Below are 19,748 nucleotides of genomic sequence, written 5' to 3'. Positions count from 1 at the left end.
TGTTTCCCCTTTTATAATAGAAGGAAGTGTATATATGAAAATTATGGACTATTACATTAGACTAAGACTACATGCACAAGATCAACAACATATGCGAAATAGCTTACAAGAATTAGCGGATGTTTTATATTGCAGTACGAAAAACGTAAAGATTTTATTAAAGAAAATGAGCGAGGAGCAATTAATTAGCTGGACTCCAGGGCGAGGCCGCGGACATAAAACGGAAATTCTATTTATACATAATTTCGTAGAAGCGATTGAGTCCTATACAGATGAACTGTTAGCACAAGAAAAATTAAAAGATATCTTTCTTCTTTTAAAAGAACCCCTACCCCTTGCACTTCAAAAAAAGATAGAAAATAAACTACATCATCATTTTGGATACGAACCTTCAAATGATATGTACGACGTATTAAAGATTCCTATATCGAGAAAGATATTCCCATTAGATCCGGCTTTTGTGGCTGTAACTACAGAGAGTCATCTTACGAGTCAAATTTTTGATACGTTAGTCGTCTATAACGATGTTACTGAAAAAATGGAGCCTCACATTGCGCATACATGGGAATTAAGTGAAGATGGACTTACGTGGACCTTTTATTTACGAAAAGATATATATTTTCACAATGAATCAATTTTAACTTCTAAAGATGTACAGTTTTCATTTGAAAGACTAAAGCAAGTTCAATCCCCTTTCGAATGGTTAACAGAAGAAATTGTTCAAATTGAAACACCATCACCACTGCAAATTCGATTCCATTTAGCAAAACCAAATTTATTTTTCTTACACTATGTAAGTTCAATGCAGCTCGCAATTTTACCGCGTGATACGAGTATTCAAAATCATCATTATATAGGTACTGGACCTTTCAAACTTGCTCATTACTCTGAAGATAATATCGTACTCGAAGCGTTCACCCATTATTTTAAAGAGCGCGCGTTATTAGACCGTATTGAATTTTGGGGTATTCCTGACCATGTGCAAATAGATGCTGATTATGAACTACCAAACGAAGAGGAAAATGAAAGGCATGATATACAAATAGAAGAAATAGGTTGTATTTATGCTAGCTTCAACTTTACAAAACCTGGTCCTCATCACGACATTTACTTTCGAAAAGCTTGGAGAGAACTATATGATGTTGAAATGATACTTCGTAACATAGAGGGGAGACGAACAATTGCTGCATCAAGCTTTTTCCCTGATAGAAGCCGCCTTGCAACAAGAAGATCCTACTCTTTAGAAAAGGCAAAAGAGTATTTGAAAAAGAGTACATATAATGGAGAAACGATACATATTTACTTCTTCGCATTTAAAGATAGTGCAAATGATGCATATTTCTTAAAAGAACGATGTGAAAGTTTAGGTATACAAGTAGAGCTTCACCCATTTCCCGTTTCAGATTATATGAATCGCTCTATTGATAAACATGCTGATATTATTTTCATGGGAGAAGTATTTGCTGCCAATCATGAAATTGCATTCTTAAATGTATTTAAAAATAAAAGTTGCTTCGTAAATCGGTTCATGGACCCGCACTACAAAAAACAAATTAACTGTTTACTAGATACATTTTTACTAGAAGAAAATAAAGAAAAGCGTTATGAACTCATGTATGAGATTGAAGAGTTTTTACAAGCAGAACACATCATTTTATTTAACTATCACGTTCTAAAAAGAAAAACATACCCTTCTTCTTTAAAAAACGTAACAATTGATTCATTTGGTTGGGCAAATTTTGCGAAGTTATGGATACAGCCATCCATGTCTTAAAATGTGATTCATTATAAAAGGAGAAGGTACTACATCCTTAGTAGTACCTTCTTCACATACTATTATTTAATTACTCCATCTAAGTGATCTTTCAAGTTCAATAAATACTTCTCTATATTCGGATTCTTCACCACATCATAACAAGCAAAACTCTTTAACGGACTCATACCGAGAAACTTCTGCACGCGATGTAAATGACTAAGCGCTGATTCTAAACTTTCTCCTTCAAAGAACTTCGTCTTATCTCCAAATGCTTTTTCAGGTGCATTCCAAGTTGTAGAGAACATATACTCTTTCTCTTTTAATAAACCACCTGTTCCATATTCATCAGCACCTTTAAAGAACAAACCGTATTCATATACTTCATCCATATACGTTTTAAATAAGCCTGGTACACTAAACCAGTAAATTGGCGTTTGATAAATCACAACATCAGCCCATAAAAACTTATCTTGTTCTTCTTTAATATTGTAACCATCTTGAATCGTTGTTGTTTTCACATGATGATTCTCGCCTAATACAGTAACCATATAATCTACTAACGTTTTATTTAATCGTCCTTCCTTTGTACCGTATTTTTCATGTCCATTTATAATAAATATATTTTTCATCGCTTTCCTCTCCCCTATATGATCTACTCTTCAGCTATTAAGCCAAGTTGCTGCTGTAGTGTAAGATTATCTTCTAAATGCCAATCGTCTGTTATCTTTCCGTCTTTCACATGTAAAATATCAATTGCAAAAAAATTAATTTTCTTACCATTATGCGTTCCTGTAAAAGAAAGACGGGCCGTTACTTTATCACCAACAACTAATAAGTCTTCAATCTCGCAATGTATATCAGGCACAACTTTACGAAAATTTTGCGCTGCAAACTTTAATCCTTCAATGCCTTGTGGTCGCCCTTTCGGCAATGTATTATCGAAGAAATCTTTAGTAACAGTCTGCGGAATAAGTTCCTCCTTACCTGTATCCCAAAATGCATAAAAACGCTGCGCCGCATGAACCATTTCTGTCGCTTCTTTTTTACTTAGTGAGGGATCAATTGTCATTGCTTTTGGCTTTGGCAGTTCTTTTAATAACTGAACTTCAGTTTTTTGTTCCACACCACATGCTACAAGCACAATACAAATAACAAACAAACTAAGAAATCCAAGTAACTTTTTTAACCCCATGGAAATCACCACCTCCTTATATAAATCCTTTTTGTTTCGTATTGCTATTGTATATGCACTAACTTCCTTTATGGAAGTAGTGATATTTTTTTCATATAGTTACCAAAAGTATAGTTTTGTGATACTATAAAGCAAATTCATCTAAAAAAATTTTATGGAGGCTAGTTCCATGAGCAATATAGATCCAGTTGAATTAACGAAAGGTTTACCGGGCATACCTTGTCCTATCGCTAAAACGCTTGATGTAATTAGTACAAAATGGACGTTTTTAATCATTCGTGATCTTCTTATCGAAGGAACATTACGCTTTAGTGATTTACAAAAATCAATGGATGGTATTAGTCCAAAAACATTATCACTTCGACTAAAAGAATTAGAGTCTCAAGGCATTATAACGAGAAAAGTATATCCAGAAGTTCCGCCTCGTGTAGAGTACACATTAACGGATAAAGGAAAGCAATTAGAGGGGATTTTTATTGAATTAAAACGGTTTGGATTAAGTCTATAAAATGAAACTTTAATTGGGATTTTACAGGATAAAACAAAAACCCCTTACCGTCGTAAGGGGTTTTATTACTTCGCAAAACTCTCAGCCAACTGTTTCTCTCTCCACATAAATGTAATAGCGAGACCAACTATTAAAACAACTCCTGAAAATGCATATGGATAATGAATATTCATATCAAATAATATTCCGCCCATCGCTGGCCCTGCGATATTTCCTAAACTCGTATAAGTCGAGTTCATACCAGCAACGAATCCCTGCTCTTTTCCAGCTGCTTTTGATAAAAACGTTGTTAAAGCTGGACGAAGTAAATCAAATGCTAAGAAAATGAAGCAAGTAACGAGAAGTACAATCCAATAATTAAAGACTACAGTTGAGACGAATGCTAATACTGCACCTACAATTAAACATATTTGGATTAATACTTTCTCACCGAACATGTCTACCAATTTGCCAAACATAAATACTTGTACAACTACCCCAAAGATTGAACTAATTGTAATAATTGCTGCAATATCTTTCGGCGAGAAACCAAATTTATGATCAGAGAATAAGCTAAACACCGTTTCATACGCTGATAATCCAAATGCGAGTACAAATACGATAATAAATGCAATTGCATACATTGGATGTAATGATTTCTTTAAATCCCCAATAAAACTTGATTCTTTCGTATTAGAAGAAATCTCTGCAAGTTCTTCTTTTGTTAACGGTTCTTTTAAAATAAAGATTGAAATCACACATGCTATAAAGGCAATTGCTGCTGCAACGAAAAACGGCACACGTATACCGTATTCTGCAATAAATCCGCCGATTCCAGGACCTATAATGAATCCAGTACTAATAGCCGCAGATAAGTATCCCATCGCCTTTGGACGTTCCTGAATAGATGTAATATCCGCAACATATGCCGTAACACCAGGCATAATAAAAGCAGCACTAATTCCGCCTAACACCCTTGCTACATAAAGCATCCATACATCTTTTCCTAATCCAAAAAGAAGTTCTGAAACACCAAAAATAAATAATCCAATGATGATCATTTTCTTCCTACCGTAAAGGTCAACCCATCGGCCTGTAATAGGTGAAGTAATGAGCTGAGCCATTGCAAACACTGCAACGAGATATCCCATCGTCTTCCCTGTTAAATGCATGTCATTCATAAAGGACGGCATAACCGGAATGATTAATCCAATCCCTAAAAAAGCGATAAATATATTACTCAAAAGAATGACCAATACCATCTTTTGTTCTTTTATCGGTTTCTTCACTTTTAACACCTCTTCCCGTGAGCTCCTCCCCAAAAATAATGCCCAAGAAGCTTTTTCTTTATCCTGCTATTTGTGGGCTAGTAATGAGTGAAGATGCCTCCACTCATTAGAATTTCACTCTATCCTTCCACACATACATAAATATCAGGTGAATGACTATCATTCAGTTTTCCTCAAAAATGAACCTACCTTTTCAGACAGGTTCATCTCACTATTTCTTTATATGTAGTGCATGTGTTAAAAAATCTAGTACTTCTGCCTTTTGCAAATCCACTTGCTCATCATCTTTATGATCATATAAATACACTTGTTCCGCTGCTGATTCAACTAGAGCGATAAATAACTTCGCTGTTCGCTCTGCGTGAACCGAATCACGAATTTCACCGGCTTCTTTTGCCTCATTTAAAAATTCACTTAGCCACATATAAAGAGGCTCATACACAGCTTCCCATTCTTTTATATGTTCTGTAGATGCAAGACCAGCATACATTAAAGCTTGTATTTCACGATATTCAGCTATAAAGTGAAACACCGCATCTATTACTTGCGTCACTTTACTTGAGAAAGGCGCATCGTTTTGCACTTTTTCTTTCACTGCAAGTATCATCTTTTCAACCATCACTTCTGCTATTGCAGGCATAACAGATAACTTAGAAGGAAAATATAAATAGAAAGTTCCTTGCGCAATGCCAGCTAATTTCACGATATCAGAAATCTTCGTTTTTTCGACGCCCTTTTCCTGAAACACTTCAATAGCTGCATAGACAATTTTCTCTTTTTTATTCATCATCTAAACCCTTTCACACGCATATTGAATGACTGTCACTCATTTTATAAGATAATCGATTATACTGTCAATGATAGTGAACTCTAAGAGGAAATCATTTTTTTATAATAAAATCTCCTAATAAACAATTAGGAGATAAAAATACAATATATCTTTAAGAAAGTGCCTTTAATCCTGTCACTCCACATACAATAAGAAACACACTAATGATACGCGCTTTACTTTTCGACTCACCAAACAAGAACATGTTTAACAAAACTGCACCTGCTGTTCCGATACCAATCCAAACCGCATACGCGACACTTACTTGTAAAAATAAGAAGGAAGTATACAAAAATGCGAAGGATGTAGCAAACCCACCTATATAAATCGCACCATTGGCTAATGTCTTATCTTTACTATACATTTTAAGTCCTATCACACCGACTATTTCACTAATTGCAGCACAAAATACGAAAAACCAACCCATTTTTAAGCAGCTCCTTCCACAGTTTCTTCTTTATTGTCAGCTAACTTTAAACCGATAACGCCGGCTACTACCATAAGAATGAAGAATAGTTTGCCTGCGCTGAAACTTCCACCGAAAAGAAATACATCCATTAAGAAAGTACCTACCGTACCAGCTCCAGCGAAAATAGCATATACAGTTCCTGTTGCAAGATGTTCACACGCTTTAGAAAGGAAGTGAAAATCAACAGCGATAACTCCTAAAATAATAATCCAATGCCACCAAGTATTAGCCGTATTAAAACCAAACACCCAAAAAATTTCAAAGATACATGTTAATATGACATATAACCAAGCTCTATTTTTCATACCTCTCACCTCTTATGACTGACTATCAGTCATTTTTTGTTTTAAAAAATATACTCTTTCATCAATACTATATAAAAACAACTATCATCCTCATTTACCATTGTATTTGTTCCATTTCTAAGCTAAATGCATCCTGTCACATAAAAAAATGACTGAATGTCATTCATATGTATTGTACATGAACATTTTAAAAATTGTCAATGCCGAAAGTTTATTTAAAATTTCTTTCATCCGATTTGTATATTTCCTAATAATCTGTCAATAATGCTAGTAACATAATATTTTCTCCACTCCCCCTTGGAGAGATCCCTTGAATGGAGCAGTTAGCTTTTGCTAGCTGCTCTTTTTTATTTGCCAACACACTATGAGATCAAATACATGTTTATCCTATAACTAAGGAGCGGATTTTGTTTTCTATTTATTTTCCAAAGAGGCCTTGTATGCAATAATTTTATTCTCAAGCATCTTCTCTGTAACCTCTAAGTTTTCTCTTTGAATCTGAATAGATTTCCTATGATCTTCTAGGAGCTGTAAACGAGCTCCTGTTGTATGCTCCCCTTCTGTATATAATCTAGCGTATTCTCTTATTTTCGCTATTGGCATTTGCGTTTGTTTTAATTTCATTACAAACTGCAACCACTTTATATGTGACTCTTCGTAAAGTCGATTTCCATTTGTATCACGATTTGCAATTAATATATTTTCCTTTTCATAATAACGTAGTGTATGCGTGCTCACGCCTAATAATTTTGCTACCTCACTAATTGTGTACATACTAAAACTCCCTCCACATGCTTACCCTCATATATTTTATGACCGTATCAAATTTATAAAAAACATTTGACTTAGAGTATACTCTAACAAATACAATCTAACCATAAATGAATTTGAATTTAGGGGGATTTTATATGAAATATACGGTTATTACTGGTGCAAGTTCCGGAATTGGTTATGAAGCAGCTTTAGCATTTGCATCTCGCGGGAAAAATTTAGTACTTGTAGCTCGAAGACAAGAAGAATTAGATGGATTAAAATTGAAAATTAACGAAATGCATCCAGAGTTGGATGTTGTCATTCGACGAACTGATTTATCTGTTACTGAAGATGTTTATAAACTTTATGAAAGCCTACAAGCTTTTCAAATTGAAACGTGGATTAATAACGCAGGTTTTGGTAATTTCGCCTCAATTGCCGAACAAAATTTAAATAAAATCGAGACGATGTTGCATGTCAATATAGAAGCACTAACAATACTCTCTTCTCTTTTCGTTCGAGATTATTCAATGGTTGATGGAACACAGCTTATTAACGTTTCATCGGGCGGCGGATACACGATTGTTGCTGATGCTGTTACGTATTGCGCTACGAAATTCTATGTAAGTGCATTTACAGAAGGGCTGTCTCACGAACTGAAAGAACAAGGCGCAAAACTGCAAGCAAAAGTTTTAGCTCCTGCTGCAACTGAAACAGAATTTGCGAAACGTTCATTTGATATTGATGAATTCCAATACGATAATGTTGTACCAAAATTCCACACTGCAAAACAAATGGCACAATTTATGCTCGATCTTTATGATAATGATAAAGTTGTAGGAATTGTCGACGGTTTAACGTATAACTATGAACTTAAAGATCCACTTTATAATTTTGCCGTGAGACAAAAGAATTCAAATTCTTAATAACCTGTCCATTTCTTATGGAAATATATATTCCCACTATATATGTAAATAATAGTGGGAACTTTTTCCCTATAAATTTTTCATCCAACATACCGCACCATCGCCACTTCATCACAATAATCCACCTTTGGACAATGTCTACAATCAATCCATACTTTCTCTGGCAACGCTTCTTTATTTATAAAATCAAATCCACACTTTTGAAAAAATACTGTTTCATATGTTAAGGAAATTACTCTTCTTACATTTATTTTCGTAGCTTCCTCCATTACATGATTTACGAGCATACGCCCTATCCCTTTCCCTGCATATGTATGCGAAACTACTAACGATCGTATTTCTGCAAGATCTTCTCCTAATACATGCAATCCAGCAACTCCAACAATTCTCTCGTCTTCTTTCATAACATATAAACATTGCAAATATTGATAAAGAGACAAAAGAGAACGTGGTAAAACAACTCCCTCTTTTGCATAAACCTCAATAAGACTATAAATTTCTTTCACATCACTCGTCACCGCATTACAGATTTTCATATTACATCCCCTTGCCCTCGATATTAATATTTATAACTTTAAATGAATTTTAATTCATGATTTTATATAATAATACAGCTCTCTTTTCTCCTCGTCAATCACTTTATACAAACAAAAAACCAAGCAATCTAATCGATGCTCGGTTCCTCATCTCGTATCGGCAATACTGTTGAATATTTAATTTCACGAAGTGCCAAACTCGTCTGTATACGTGTAATACCAAGCTTATTCAGCTTTCTAATAAACTGCTCTAGTTCTTTACGATCACGATTTGCAACCTTTAATAAATAATCGTACTCTCCTGTTAAACAGTGACATTCTAACACTTCCGGCATCGATTCTAATTCTTTCTCCAACACTTCTAACTTGTCAAATTGATGAATATTCGTACTCATAAAAATAAAGCATAATAAATCAAACCCAAGCTTTTCTTGATTTAAAATCGCAACTTGCTTATCGATGAAACCTTCCCCATCTAACCTTTTTATTCTTGCATGCATCGCAGCCGGTGATAAATTAACGCGACGTGCCAGCTCTGCATTACTTACTTGTGAATCCTTCTGCAATATATCTAAAATTTGTACATCCAAATCATCCAACACTTTAATAACAGACGACTCCATTACAATTCCCCCTTTTTTCTTACCGATGATTATTCGAAAAAACACCTTATACCTTACGCGAAACTGAATATCATTCCGTAAATATCACTCATAACTAAAGATTTTATCGAGTTTTAACCATTATACAAAAGAATATATTACACAATAAAGAAAAATGCTAAAATTATTTACAATTAGTATTGATTACAAAAAAGGGGATTTTATCATGCCTTATTTTTACGTCTTTTTACTATTACTAACGAGCTTATTATGGGGAGGAAATTTCGTCGTTGGAAAATCACTCGTCGATCATGCATCACCGATGACACTGACAAGTTTAAGGTGGCTGATTGCGATTGTTTGTTTATTACCAATGGTATGGTTTAAAGAAAAGAAAATCCTTCCACCACGTACCGCAATACTTCCGTTAATATTGATGGGAATTTCAGGAGTCGCTCTTTTTAACATCTTTCAATTTTTAGCATTAGAAAAAACATCCGCTACGAATGTAGGTCTTATCTCTACATTGAATGCAATTTCAATCGCATTATTTTCAGTATTATTTCTAAAAGAAAAAGTAAATACACTTCAAATCCTATCCATGATTCTTTCATTCTTCGGGGTCATCCTCGTCCTATTAAAAGGTGATTTCTCGCTTTTATTTTCACTATATTTTAATAGCGGTGATTTATGGATGATTGCAGCAGTTTGTATTTGGGGAATCTATTCTGTTTGTAGTAAATGGGCAACAAAAACAACTACACCACTTATGGCAACGTTGTACTCTGGTATTTTCGGCGTTATTTTATTACTACCGTTTAACATAGGTAGCTTCACTGTTTCAAATATAAATACTTCTTTCATCACATCACTTTTATATACTGGGCTTATTTCGACAGTTCTTTGTATGGTATTTTGGAATATTGGTGTACAAAAATTAGGCGCAACTACATCAGGTATTTTTCTAAACTTCAATCCAATTTTCACAGCCATTTTAGCATTCATATTCCTCGGAGAAGAATTAACGTGGATACAAATTTTAGGGACAGTTGTCGTTGTAACAGGATGTTATTTATTTTCTCATTTCAAAACTGTTGCCGTTCAGCCAACTAGACCTTTAATGCGAAAACATTCTTAATGAAAAAACATCGTCATCTGGGTTGGCGATGTTTTTATTTTCTCTTCATTTCTTTTATATACTGCTTTTCCTCTTCTGGTGATAAACGTTCCGTCGCCTTGCCAGTATCTCCACCTTGAAGGCTCCATAAAAAGTTATGCTCCTCAACAGTTTGAGAAAAATCTCCTTTTTCCCATCTATTTATAATAGAAAATAACTTCATTTTATATTGAAAACCTGTACTATTTTCAATATCTCTTTTTACATTAGAAATTTCCTTTTTTGTCATCTCTACAAATCCCCATTTTTCAGAGGATTTTACCTTTTGGTGCACCATTTTATGCATAGTAGAAATAATTTCACCTTCACTAATTTGCGGAGCTTCTTCTGCAGCTTTTTTCTCTTTTTCGTTTGTCGCTCGCTCGGTTTGAATATTTTTATTTTCTTTTTCTACATATGCAAGCAATTTCATTCCGCCAACTATAGACGAGAAAATTACTATAATTGTAATGCATATACCTACGATCCATTTAAAAAGCATTAGCTCTTCATTGCTTCCTTAACAATATAACTATCTACATACTGCTTAAACTTCACGATTTTTCCGTTCTCCAGTTGCCATACATGGACAAATTCTGCTTCAAATGATTTTCCCGTTTCTTTATAAACTCCTGAATACATACCTTCAGCAATAATTACATCTTTTCCGCTTACTTCATGATATGTATTTACACTTGCTTTATAATCATCCCATTCTGATCCTAAACGGCTAAATACATTTTCCATTATAGCTTCTACGCCTTTATATGTTCCGCCATACGGGAAACCTTCTGCCTCTGTCCATTCCACTTTTTCAGAGAGGGCTTCTGCTAAATGCTTTGCATTTGAAGAAGCTGATCCTTCATACGTGCTTTTAATAATTTCTAAATTTAATTTAGGCATATTACTTCCTCCCGTTTATTTATTTTTACACAAGATGTAACTTGTATAGTTACATCTTGTGTAAAAAAATATTTAAATTGTTTTACTCTTAATCCACTCGTTGTAATCATTATAGTTACAATACTTCTTCAAGTCAACATTTATAAATAAAATTTACTTCGTTTTCATTACTTTCTCTTTTAAGAAACGATCTACATACCCTTCTGCTTTTACTACGAATAAATACGCACCCATTGATAATAATGCAAGATCTAATTCATATCCTGGATTCTTTCCATCTCCTAATAAACCTGCTGCTCCATTTACCTTTACGATAGCTCCAGCTAAAATAAGAGCGAATAACAATCCTACATATCGTACACCTAAACCGATAATTAATAATATACCACCAACTAATTCAACTGTTGCTACGCCGTATGCAAGGCCACCTGGTAAACCGATGCTTGTAAACCATCCTGCTACGTTATCGATACCTGATTGAAACTTTGCTAAACCATGTGCAAAGAACGTAACTCCTAACACGATACGAATAATTAAATTCCCAATATATTGATTCATTTTGAACTCTCCTTTTTGTTTTGTTATGGTGAACTTTTATTTACAAGTCAAAACAATACGGTATTTTATTTCATTCGTCAAATACTTTTTTAAAGAAAACAAAAAACATTATCCGTTTTACGGATAATGTTTTCTTACAAAATAGCGCTAATTCAAGCTTTTATTCTATCGCATAGAAAAAGTTGAAACATTTTTCCAGCGCCAATATAAGGCAGCAAAGAAACGTCCTCTTCCACAACCATTCCAACAACATTCACTTTCTCATCTACAGGTAAATCATGTGTGGCAACTTGCATCTCCCCTGCATATCTACCATACAATTCATTATCAATTGTAATACTCCCTTTCTTTCTTACAATTGTATGCATCGGCTTTCTCACCACTCTATTTCCTTCCCTTGATTCTACAGATCGAATAACATCACGAGCCGGATCTAGTCTATTTGTATGCACTTGCTCTACCACTTTTAATACTTCTTTATCAGTTATAAATGATTTGTAACGCAATGGAATAATCCCTCTACTTGCACTAGCTACTTCTTGCATACTTTCTAAACTTGCGCTTATATCTCCAATCAATACTTTATCAACACCACAATCTTGAACAAGTTCTAAGTACGCTTCAAGCGGGCGCATATTGCGATGTTTTTCTAACGTTGGTAACCCTTCATATAACGGACCACGTTTTTCCGCATCTCCTGAAATAAATGCCATCGTCTTTATTCCGCACTTCTGTAAATATTGATTTTGTTTTTGTAAGAAAGACTTTGCTAGTCCTGTCTCTGGGCGCGGGTAAAAATTATGCCATGCTTCTACATTCTCTACTCTTATATGTTCTGCAAGTAATTCTTTCCAAAATGACTTTGTAATCGTACTCGCATTTAAAGCTACTTTCATCTTATGAGATACGCTTGTAATTTCTTTTGGCGCAATGCCGTAATCCATTCTTAAACCGGTAATGCCCCAGTCCAATAGCTCTTCCACATTTTCATATGTTAGCCCTAAATGGTGTAACGATTTTGGAGAAACATCAACCATTAGCTCCATCTCATGTGCAAGAGCTTTTTTCCCTAATATTTGAATTAACTCTTTATACGTATTTGGATCATCTTCTGGAATGTGCAGTGATGTAAAAATAGATGTAAACCCATTTTCCTTCGCTACTTTTAGCCACTCTTCTTGTTTCTCTACTCGTTCTTTTGAAAGATAAATGGAAACTCCGATCATATAAATCTCCCTCTCTATTAATAGAAAAAGAGAAAGGAATCCCTTTCTCTATATGTTTTCTGCCATTTCTTCTTTAAATCCGAAGAAGTACGTAAAGATAAATCCGAAAGCATATGCAATTACTAAACCTAAGAAATATAGTAAATATTTATTGTCAGCAATTAACGGAATTAAAGATAGCCCTGATACGCCAATTCCAAGAGAAGCTGTTTGCATAACTGCTTGGAATGCACCACCGACAGCCGCTCCTAAACAAGCAGTAATAAACGGTTTCCCAAGTGGTAATGTAACCCCGTATAATAACGGCTCACCAATTCCTAAAAAGCCAACTGGCAATCCACCTTTAATTACATTTCGAAGTCGTTTGTTTTTTGTTTTCACATAAATCGCAATTGCTGCGCCCACTTGGCCAGCACCAGCCATTGCGAGTACTGGTAATAAAGGTGTTACGTGTGTTTGATTAATGAATTCCATATGAATTGGTGTTAAACCGTGATGCAATCCGACCATAACGAGAGGTAAAAATGTTCCCGCAAGTACTGCGCCAGCAAATGCTCCGCCAATATTTAAAATAGCATTAATTCCGCTCGTAATACCATCTGATAAGAAACCTGCTAATGGCTGAATGGCTAACATCGTTACGATACTTACAACTAATACAGTAATGAGTGGTGTCACGATAATATCAACTGCATTCGGCACTGCTTTTCGAACTTGTCTTTCCACTACAACCATAAGCCATGCTGCAAAAATAACTGCGAATAATCCGCCCCGTCCGGGCACTAATGCTTCACCAAACAATTTTACGTTTGCCATCGCCGGGTTGAAAATTAAAATACCAGCAATTGCCCCAAGAACCGGTGTCCCGCCGAACTCTTTCGCTGTATTCCAACCAACTAAAATTCCTAAGAATGTAAAGATACCGCCGCCAATGAGTAGTAACATCTGTAACCACGTTGCATTTGGATCAGCACCAGCGTTTTTCGCAAAGTTAGCAACCCCGTTTATAATTCCTGACGCAACAAGTCCTGGAATTAACGGAATGAAAATACTTCCTATTTTTCGTAAAAAGTTTTTCACCGGTGTATTATTTTTCTTCTTAATCTCTGATTTCATCTCTTGCCCAATATCTTCAAGGTGATGATCTGCTACCTCACCAATTCGTAGTCCTGTTAAGCCTTCCATTTCAGCTGCTACTTTATTTACTGTTCCTGGACCAACGACAACTTGAAGCGTCTCATCTTCTATAACACCCATAACACCTTCAACCTTTTTCAAAAGGTCCGTGTTTACTTTACTTTCATCATGAAGCGTTAATCGTAGTCTCGTCATACAATGAGCAATACTACGAATATTTTTTATTCCTCCAAGTTGCTCCGAAATTTCCTTGGCCATTCTCTCTTCTTTCTTCATAATAGAATCCCCCTCCCTATTATTTTATAGTGCTTTCTTCACAAACCCTTTTGCGCATTTTAGTTTCTCCAGGGCTTCCCCATATTCGCACTGCAACAACACCATAACAATGGCAGCTTTTACGTTACATTCTGCCTTTTCATAATACTCTGCCGCTACTTCATAACTAGCGCCTGTTGCTTCCACAATAATTCGTTTTGACCGTTCTACTAACTTTTCATTTGTGGATTGAACATCTACCATTAAGTTTTTATATACTTTTCCTACACCAATCATCGAAGCTGTTGAAATCATATTCAACACTAATTTTTGTGCTGTACCAGCTTTTAAACGTGTTGATCCTGTTAATATTTCTGCACCTGTCTCTACTTCCACATTTAACTTTGCATATTTACTTATTTCAGCATTTTTATTACAAGAAATACTCGCTGTACTCGCTCCTACGCTCTGTGCGTATTTCAAGCCGCCAATTACGTAAGGAGTTCTGCCACTTGCAGCAATTCCAATCACTGTATCTTTCTCATTTAATCCAATACTTTTTAAATCTTCTTCTGCTAACTCTTCGCGATCTTCAGCACCTTCCACCGCTTTAGTAAACGCTTTCAATCCACCGGCTATAAATCCTTGCACCATTTTATCATCCGTGCCAAATGTCGGCGGACATTCCACTGCATCTAGAATACCTAAACGACCACTCGTACCAGCACCAATGTAAATTAAACGTCCCTCTTCTTCAAAAGATTTAATAACAGTCTGTACAACCTTTTCAATTTGTTCTATCTCTTTTTCAACTGCTAACGCAACAGTTCGATCTTCTTCATTCATACTTTGCAACACTTCTTTTATGCTCATCTCATCCAAATTCATTGTTTTCTCATTACGATGTTCTGTCGATAAATTTTCTAACATATTGCCACCCTCTTTGAAATTATATTTCACACTTTTATTATAACTTTAAGAAACTAAAAATCAATTAATCTTTCTTATTTTATGAAATAAAATTTCACGACATGACATATTTTTGTCAAAGATCATAAAGTGAAACTTTAATCAGTGGGGGTTTTGTTCATCCCCACTGATTATTAGCCCGCACCAATCGGGCATTAACGGGTAGTTGATCCCCACCTAACTTTCTTTGGTTCCGCTGAATTTTGAAGTGAGGGTCTTACTGCACGGCAAATAGCGGGATAAAAAAAGATGAGTCTCCTCATCTTTTCTTCTACTTTAACTTCCGTAACCGCAACGCTTCTTCTCGCGTCTCCATAAATTGATCCAATACTTTATTGCCAATTCGGTTGAAAGTAATCACATATAAAGCATCAATCATATTCAGTTGCGTCATTCTCGACGCAATACTTGCAATACGATGATCTTGTTCTACATCTGGCATACAAAGACGAATGTCCGCTTCTTTATATAAGGGGGATGATTGATCTAGCTTCGTAATTCCAATAACAGTTGCACCTTGTCTCTTTGCATACTGCGCCATTTCAAGCACATCTCTCGTTCGACCAGATGTTGAAATCGCAACAAATATATCGCCTTCTTTTAAATTCGTCACGAGCGGCAACATCATATGAAAATCAGATAGCATCATCGCTGTAAATCCGAGCCGTGTAAATTTATACGCCCCATCCATCGCTGGCGTAGCTGATCCACCTACACCGTAAAATATAATTTTGCCCGCATTGACAATACGATCTGCAGCTTTCTCAAGTTCCTTCTTATCTATCGCAGTAACGCTCGCCTCAATTGCAGCTTTATTCACATAAGTAACTTTATTAAATAAATCGTACGGTCCATCTTCCGTATTCATCACTGAAAAATCGTTAATATTATAATCAGCAATCGTTAATTCACGAACGAGTGCTATCTTAAATGCTTTAAAACTTCCGATTCCAATCGATTTACAAAAGCGAACGACACTCGCTTCACTTGCGCCTGCATTCGTTGACACTTCTTTCGTCGTTAAATTCGGTACAATCTCTGCATTCTCCATTATGTACATGGCAACCTTCTTCTCAGCTGGTGAAAATTGATCCATATTACTTTCAATTTTAAATAGTAATGTTGAAGCTTTCACTATTTAACCTCCACTTCTTACGGTTGCGTTCACTTATTTTCCCTTGCTTCAAGAAGGTAATAACCATCATCGCCAGGAGGATGAAACACATTTACAATGCGATTCCCTTTTTGATAAACAGTTCTTTCCCCTTCTGTCCACTTCTTTTCCCAACCGTTCATCCAAATCGCAACATCAGGTAAAAAAGCAGTATATTTCAGCTTCTGACCGTACTCACCATCTGCTTCTTCCGAAAAAATAGAAACCGGAAAATCTTTCACTTTTGATTCTTTCCATGCAGTAAATGGTATACATACTGCAATAAGTACGATTACACCGATAACCTTCTCCTTCGTAATCTTCACACTTCCCTCTCCTTGTCATATCACATACATAGATTTTACCATAATTACAAACCCTTCATGCTATATGATCGTTGCTTTTAGGAATAAAAAAAGAGCTTACCTACATCAGATAAGCCCTTCCTCTCTATACAAAATATTTCTTCAAAAGTGGCGGTGTAATAATCGTCGTCAATATAACAACAATAACAATCGCTGTGAAATTTTCTTTCGCTAATAAATTCGCCGTAAGTCCATTTGCAGCGATGATAAGTGCTACTTCACCACGTGATACCATCCCCGCGCCAATACTAATAGAAGATTGGAGGTTAAACCCTGTCAGCCTTGCTCCTAAACCTGATCCGATTAACTTTGTGAAAATCGCAATGAGAGTCATAATAATAATGAACCAAAGCTGGCTTCCAATGCCTTGAAATGTAATTTCCATTCCGATACTTACGAAGAATACTGGAACAAATATTGCATAAGCGATCGGTTCAATTTTATGTTCCACTTCATGCTTATACTCTGTTTGAGAAATAGCAATTCCCGCCGCAAACGCTCCAATAATACCTGCAATTCCCATCATTTCACTGTAATAAGAAAAAGAAAAGCAAATAATAAGAGCCGCGCTAATTAACGCTTCTGTTACACGAAGCGGTACAAGCATTTTCATAATCCAAGGAACGACTTTCCAAGCAATAAAAACAATACTTACAAAGAAAATAATTTTCTTTACAATGACAAGTGTTATATTCACATCTTGTGTTCCTAAAAAACTCATTACAAATGCCAATAAAATAACGACAATGACATCATCAAATACGGCAGCACCTAAAATTGTTGTACTTTCTCTCGTATTCATTTTTCCTAGATCACGTAGCGTCTGCACCGTAATACTAACCGATGTTGCGCAAAGTAATAACCCTAAAAAAATGGCATGGGACTGTATTAATCCAAACAGCAACCCTGTTACATAACCACCGATGAAAGGAAAAATAATTCCACCAGCCGCTACTGCAAATGAAGATTTCAAATTCCGATTTAACTCTTCTAAATCCGTTTCAAGTCCCGCCATAAACATAAGTAACAAAACACCAATCTCACTCAGTTCATCAATCAGTTCAGAACTATTAATAATACCGAGTACAGCCGGACCAATAATAATACCAACAATTAACTTACCAAGTACAGAAGGCTGACCAAGTCTCACACTAATATCACCAGCTAATTTCGTACAAAGTAAAATGACGACAAGTTCAAAATAAAATAACATAGCATCTGCTCCTACTTTAACTTTAATCAGTGGGGCGTTAACCCCGTCCATTTCTGCAAGTAGTTTCCCCTATTGATCCGCATTTTATTTGTCATATTTTTATTTGACAAAATATTCTGAATTATATTAAGATTAATCCAGCAATTTTAAAAAACTACATACCATAACTGCACCTCCACTTACTTACTCTTTTTTAATGGGCTCATACTATAGTCGCAGTTATGGAAATGAAAAAACGGGGGAGAGAGTCCAAAGTGAAGTCATTATTACGAAAAAAAGCGCTTAGTACTGAGTCACCAAAGCAACTAGATAGAACATTAACTGCACTCGATTTAACGTTTTTAGGAATCGGCGCCGTAATTGGGACAGGGATCTTTGTATTAACAGGTATTGTTGCAGCAAAACATTCTGGTCCTGGTATTATGCTATCATTCCTTATTGCTGCATTTACTTGTGCTTGTGTAGCCTTTTGTTATGCTGAATTTGCTTCTTCTATTCCTGTCTCAGGAAGTGTGTATACTTACGCATACATGACAGTCGGAGAAGTCGTCGCCTTCATCGTCGGATGGTGTTTAATGCTCGAATATTTACTTGCCGTTGCAGCAGTAGCTGTCGGTTGGTCTGGTTATTTACAATCATTACTACAAGGTTTCAATATACACCTGCCCGCCATAATCGCCTCGGCCCCTGGCGTAGGAAAAGGTGGCCTCATCGATTTACCCGCTGTTTGTATTTTACTAATCATTACCGGTCTTTTAAGCTTCGGTATACGCGAAAGCGCTCGCATTAATAATATTATGGTTCTTATCAAGCTAGCAGTTATTATCGCTTTTATCGTAGCAGGCGCAAAATATGTAAAACCTGAAAACTGGACACCGTTCATTCCATTCGGATACGACGGTATTATTACTGGCGCTGCCACTGTGTTTTTTGCCTTTTTAGGTTTTGATGCAATCGCAACCGCTGCGGAAGAAACGAAAAAACCACAGCGTGATTTACCAATTGGTATTATTGGTTCCCTTCTTATTTGTACTATTTTATATATGATTGTATCTTTCGTTTTAACAGGTATGGTTCCTTATACACAATTAGACGTTTCTGATCCAGTTGCATTTGCATTGCACTTCGTTGGTGAAGATGCAATTGCAGGACTACTCGCTGTTGGAGCGATGACTGGAATGACGACCGTCCTCCTAGTCGTGATGTATGGACAAGTTCGCGTTTCGTATGCGATGAGCCGTGACGGTCTACTTCCAAAAGCGTTAGCACGTGTAAATAAAAGAGTAAAAATCCCTTTATTAAATACATGGATTACTGGCGTCGTTGCCGCTTTATTAGCAGGCCTTTTAGACTTACATTTGCTAGCGAATTTAGTAAACATCGGCACATTAACAGCCTTTACATTCGTTTGCTGCGCAGTACTTATTTTACGAAAAACACACCCTGACTTAAAACGTGGATTCCGTACACCTTTCGTACCTGTATTACCAGTTGTCGCGATTCTTTGCTGCTTATATTTAATGATCAATTTGTCTAAAACAACATGGATTAGCTTTGCAGTTTGGCTTATAGTCGGCTTATGCTTCTATTTCTTCTACTCTAGGAAACATAGTCATTTAGCTACCGAAAAAACAGATGATGAACAGAAAAAAGCATAACAAAATAGCTC

At 35.8% G+C, this 19,748-nt stretch carries 23 protein-coding genes; 5 read left to right on the top strand and 18 right to left on the bottom strand.

The features are described from left to right. Positions 1-34: 34 nt before the first annotated feature. Positions 35-1,774: an SgrR family transcriptional regulator gene (locus ACTFRY_RS22190; protein ID WP_098616970.1), complete on the top strand. Its 1,740-nt coding sequence runs from the start codon at positions 35-37 to the stop codon at positions 1,772-1,774. Positions 1,775-1,836: 62 nt separating this feature from the next. Here ACTFRY_RS22190 and ACTFRY_RS22185 read toward each other — a convergent pair whose 3' ends face one another. Further along, positions 1,837-2,385 (bottom strand): NAD(P)H-dependent oxidoreductase, encoded by a 549-nt coding sequence (locus tag ACTFRY_RS22185; RefSeq protein ID WP_000789182.1) that lies wholly within the window; start codon positions 2,383-2,385, stop codon positions 1,837-1,839. A gap of 23 nt (positions 2,386-2,408) precedes the next feature. Then, on the bottom strand, positions 2,409-2,948 hold the full coding sequence (locus ACTFRY_RS22180) for an ester cyclase (RefSeq protein WP_000523323.1): 540 nt from the start codon (positions 2,946-2,948) through the stop codon (positions 2,409-2,411). Positions 2,949-3,117: 169 nt separating this feature from the next. Between ACTFRY_RS22180 and ACTFRY_RS22175 the strand changes: the two genes are divergently transcribed. Beyond that, positions 3,118-3,456 carry a winged helix-turn-helix transcriptional regulator gene (locus tag ACTFRY_RS22175; protein WP_000065115.1) on the top strand — a complete coding sequence of 113 codons (339 nt, stop codon included), beginning with the start codon at positions 3,118-3,120 and terminating at the stop codon, positions 3,454-3,456. A 65-nt stretch (positions 3,457-3,521) separates the two neighbouring features. Here the strand turns inward: ACTFRY_RS22175 and ACTFRY_RS22170 are convergent, their stop codons facing one another. The 5 genes from ACTFRY_RS22170 to ACTFRY_RS22150 all read right to left on the bottom strand — a co-directional run bounded on the left by ACTFRY_RS22170 (position 3,522) and on the right by ACTFRY_RS22150 (position 7,101). Continuing rightward, the gene (locus ACTFRY_RS22170) at positions 3,522-4,724 is read right to left on the bottom strand and encodes an MFS transporter (RefSeq protein WP_000742952.1); all 1,203 of its coding nucleotides are present in this window, start codon (positions 4,722-4,724) and stop codon (positions 3,522-3,524) included. A 211-nt stretch (positions 4,725-4,935) separates the two neighbouring features. After that, entirely contained in the window at positions 4,936-5,514 is a 579-nt protein-coding gene (locus tag ACTFRY_RS22165) for a TetR family transcriptional regulator (RefSeq protein WP_001999151.1), read from the bottom strand. A 151-nt stretch (positions 5,515-5,665) separates the two neighbouring features. Beyond that, complete coding sequence (locus tag ACTFRY_RS22160; RefSeq protein WP_000539671.1) at positions 5,666-5,980, bottom strand: DMT family transporter; 315 nt, start codon at positions 5,978-5,980, stop codon at positions 5,666-5,668. 2 nt (positions 5,981-5,982) lie between these two features. Further along, positions 5,983-6,327 carry a DMT family transporter gene (locus tag ACTFRY_RS22155; RefSeq protein WP_000796018.1) on the bottom strand — a complete coding sequence of 115 codons (345 nt, stop codon included), beginning with the start codon at positions 6,325-6,327 and terminating at the stop codon, positions 5,983-5,985. 414 nt (positions 6,328-6,741) lie between these two features. Then, the gene (locus tag ACTFRY_RS22150; protein WP_044796344.1) at positions 6,742-7,101 is read right to left on the bottom strand and encodes a MerR family transcriptional regulator; all 360 of its coding nucleotides are present in this window, start codon (positions 7,099-7,101) and stop codon (positions 6,742-6,744) included. A gap of 134 nt (positions 7,102-7,235) precedes the next feature. On the opposite strand from ACTFRY_RS22150, the gene ACTFRY_RS22145 reads away from it, so the two are divergent. Continuing rightward, entirely contained in the window at positions 7,236-8,006 is a 771-nt protein-coding gene (locus ACTFRY_RS22145) for an SDR family NAD(P)-dependent oxidoreductase (protein ID WP_044796343.1), read from the top strand. A gap of 80 nt (positions 8,007-8,086) precedes the next feature. Here the strand turns inward: ACTFRY_RS22145 and ACTFRY_RS22140 are convergent, their stop codons facing one another. After that, positions 8,087-8,542 carry an N-acetyltransferase gene (locus ACTFRY_RS22140; protein WP_000686663.1) on the bottom strand — a complete coding sequence of 152 codons (456 nt, stop codon included), beginning with the start codon at positions 8,540-8,542 and terminating at the stop codon, positions 8,087-8,089. Between the two features lie 128 nt (positions 8,543-8,670). Further along, positions 8,671-9,165 carry an Lrp/AsnC family transcriptional regulator gene (locus ACTFRY_RS22135; RefSeq protein WP_000446088.1) on the bottom strand — a complete coding sequence of 165 codons (495 nt, stop codon included), beginning with the start codon at positions 9,163-9,165 and terminating at the stop codon, positions 8,671-8,673. Between the two features lie 205 nt (positions 9,166-9,370). Here ACTFRY_RS22135 and ACTFRY_RS22130 point away from each other — a divergent pair, with 205 nt between their 5' ends. After that, positions 9,371-10,282, top strand: coding sequence for a DMT family transporter (locus ACTFRY_RS22130; protein ID WP_044796342.1), 912 nt, complete (start codon positions 9,371-9,373; stop codon positions 10,280-10,282). Between the two features lie 34 nt (positions 10,283-10,316). On the opposite strand, the gene ACTFRY_RS22125 is transcribed toward ACTFRY_RS22130, so the two are convergent. The 9 genes from ACTFRY_RS22125 to ACTFRY_RS22085 all read right to left on the bottom strand — a co-directional run bounded on the left by ACTFRY_RS22125 (position 10,317) and on the right by ACTFRY_RS22085 (position 18,130). Then, positions 10,317-10,802 (bottom strand): PRK06770 family protein, encoded by a 486-nt coding sequence (locus tag ACTFRY_RS22125; RefSeq protein ID WP_061664780.1) that lies wholly within the window; start codon positions 10,800-10,802, stop codon positions 10,317-10,319. Then, the gene (locus tag ACTFRY_RS22120) at positions 10,802-11,203 is read right to left on the bottom strand and encodes a nuclear transport factor 2 family protein (RefSeq protein ID WP_098616971.1); all 402 of its coding nucleotides are present in this window, start codon (positions 11,201-11,203) and stop codon (positions 10,802-10,804) included. Before ACTFRY_RS22120 ends, ACTFRY_RS22125 begins: the two co-directional genes overlap by 1 nt. Positions 11,204-11,356: 153 nt before the next feature. Beyond that, on the bottom strand, positions 11,357-11,761 hold the full coding sequence (locus ACTFRY_RS22115) for a DoxX family protein (protein WP_001077751.1): 405 nt from the start codon (positions 11,759-11,761) through the stop codon (positions 11,357-11,359). A gap of 152 nt (positions 11,762-11,913) precedes the next feature. Then, positions 11,914-12,987: a DUF871 domain-containing protein gene (locus ACTFRY_RS22110; RefSeq protein ID WP_098616972.1), complete on the bottom strand. Its 1,074-nt coding sequence runs from the start codon at positions 12,985-12,987 to the stop codon at positions 11,914-11,916. A gap of 48 nt (positions 12,988-13,035) precedes the next feature. Beyond that, on the bottom strand, positions 13,036-14,400 hold the full coding sequence (locus ACTFRY_RS22105; RefSeq protein ID WP_061664782.1) for a PTS transporter subunit EIIC: 1,365 nt from the start codon (positions 14,398-14,400) through the stop codon (positions 13,036-13,038). A 24-nt stretch (positions 14,401-14,424) separates the two neighbouring features. Beyond that, positions 14,425-15,309, bottom strand: a complete 885-nt coding sequence (gene murQ / locus ACTFRY_RS22100; RefSeq protein WP_098616973.1) for an N-acetylmuramic acid 6-phosphate etherase — start codon at positions 15,307-15,309, stop codon at positions 14,425-14,427. Between the two features lie 310 nt (positions 15,310-15,619). Beyond that, entirely contained in the window at positions 15,620-16,483 is an 864-nt protein-coding gene (locus ACTFRY_RS22095) for a MurR/RpiR family transcriptional regulator (protein WP_000648168.1), read from the bottom strand. Positions 16,484-16,512: 29 nt separating this feature from the next. Continuing rightward, positions 16,513-16,827 carry a hypothetical protein gene (locus tag ACTFRY_RS22090; RefSeq protein WP_000704958.1) on the bottom strand — a complete coding sequence of 105 codons (315 nt, stop codon included), beginning with the start codon at positions 16,825-16,827 and terminating at the stop codon, positions 16,513-16,515. A 124-nt stretch (positions 16,828-16,951) separates the two neighbouring features. After that, on the bottom strand, positions 16,952-18,130 hold the full coding sequence (locus ACTFRY_RS22085; RefSeq protein WP_000349228.1) for a cation:proton antiporter: 1,179 nt from the start codon (positions 18,128-18,130) through the stop codon (positions 16,952-16,954). Positions 18,131-18,333: 203 nt separating this feature from the next. On the opposite strand from ACTFRY_RS22085, the gene ACTFRY_RS22080 reads away from it, so the two are divergent. Continuing rightward, positions 18,334-19,737: an amino acid permease gene (locus ACTFRY_RS22080; RefSeq protein ID WP_000838710.1), complete on the top strand. Its 1,404-nt coding sequence runs from the start codon at positions 18,334-18,336 to the stop codon at positions 19,735-19,737. Positions 19,738-19,748: the final 11 nt, after the last annotated feature.

The sequence above is a fragment of the Bacillus cereus group sp. MYBK195-1 genome (assembly GCF_051916605.1).
GTDB classification, from domain to species: domain Bacteria; phylum Bacillota; class Bacilli; order Bacillales; family Bacillaceae_G; genus Bacillus_A; species Bacillus_A cereus.
Note: the sequence above shows the minus strand (reverse complement) of the source record. Positions and strands in the feature narration are given on the sequence as shown.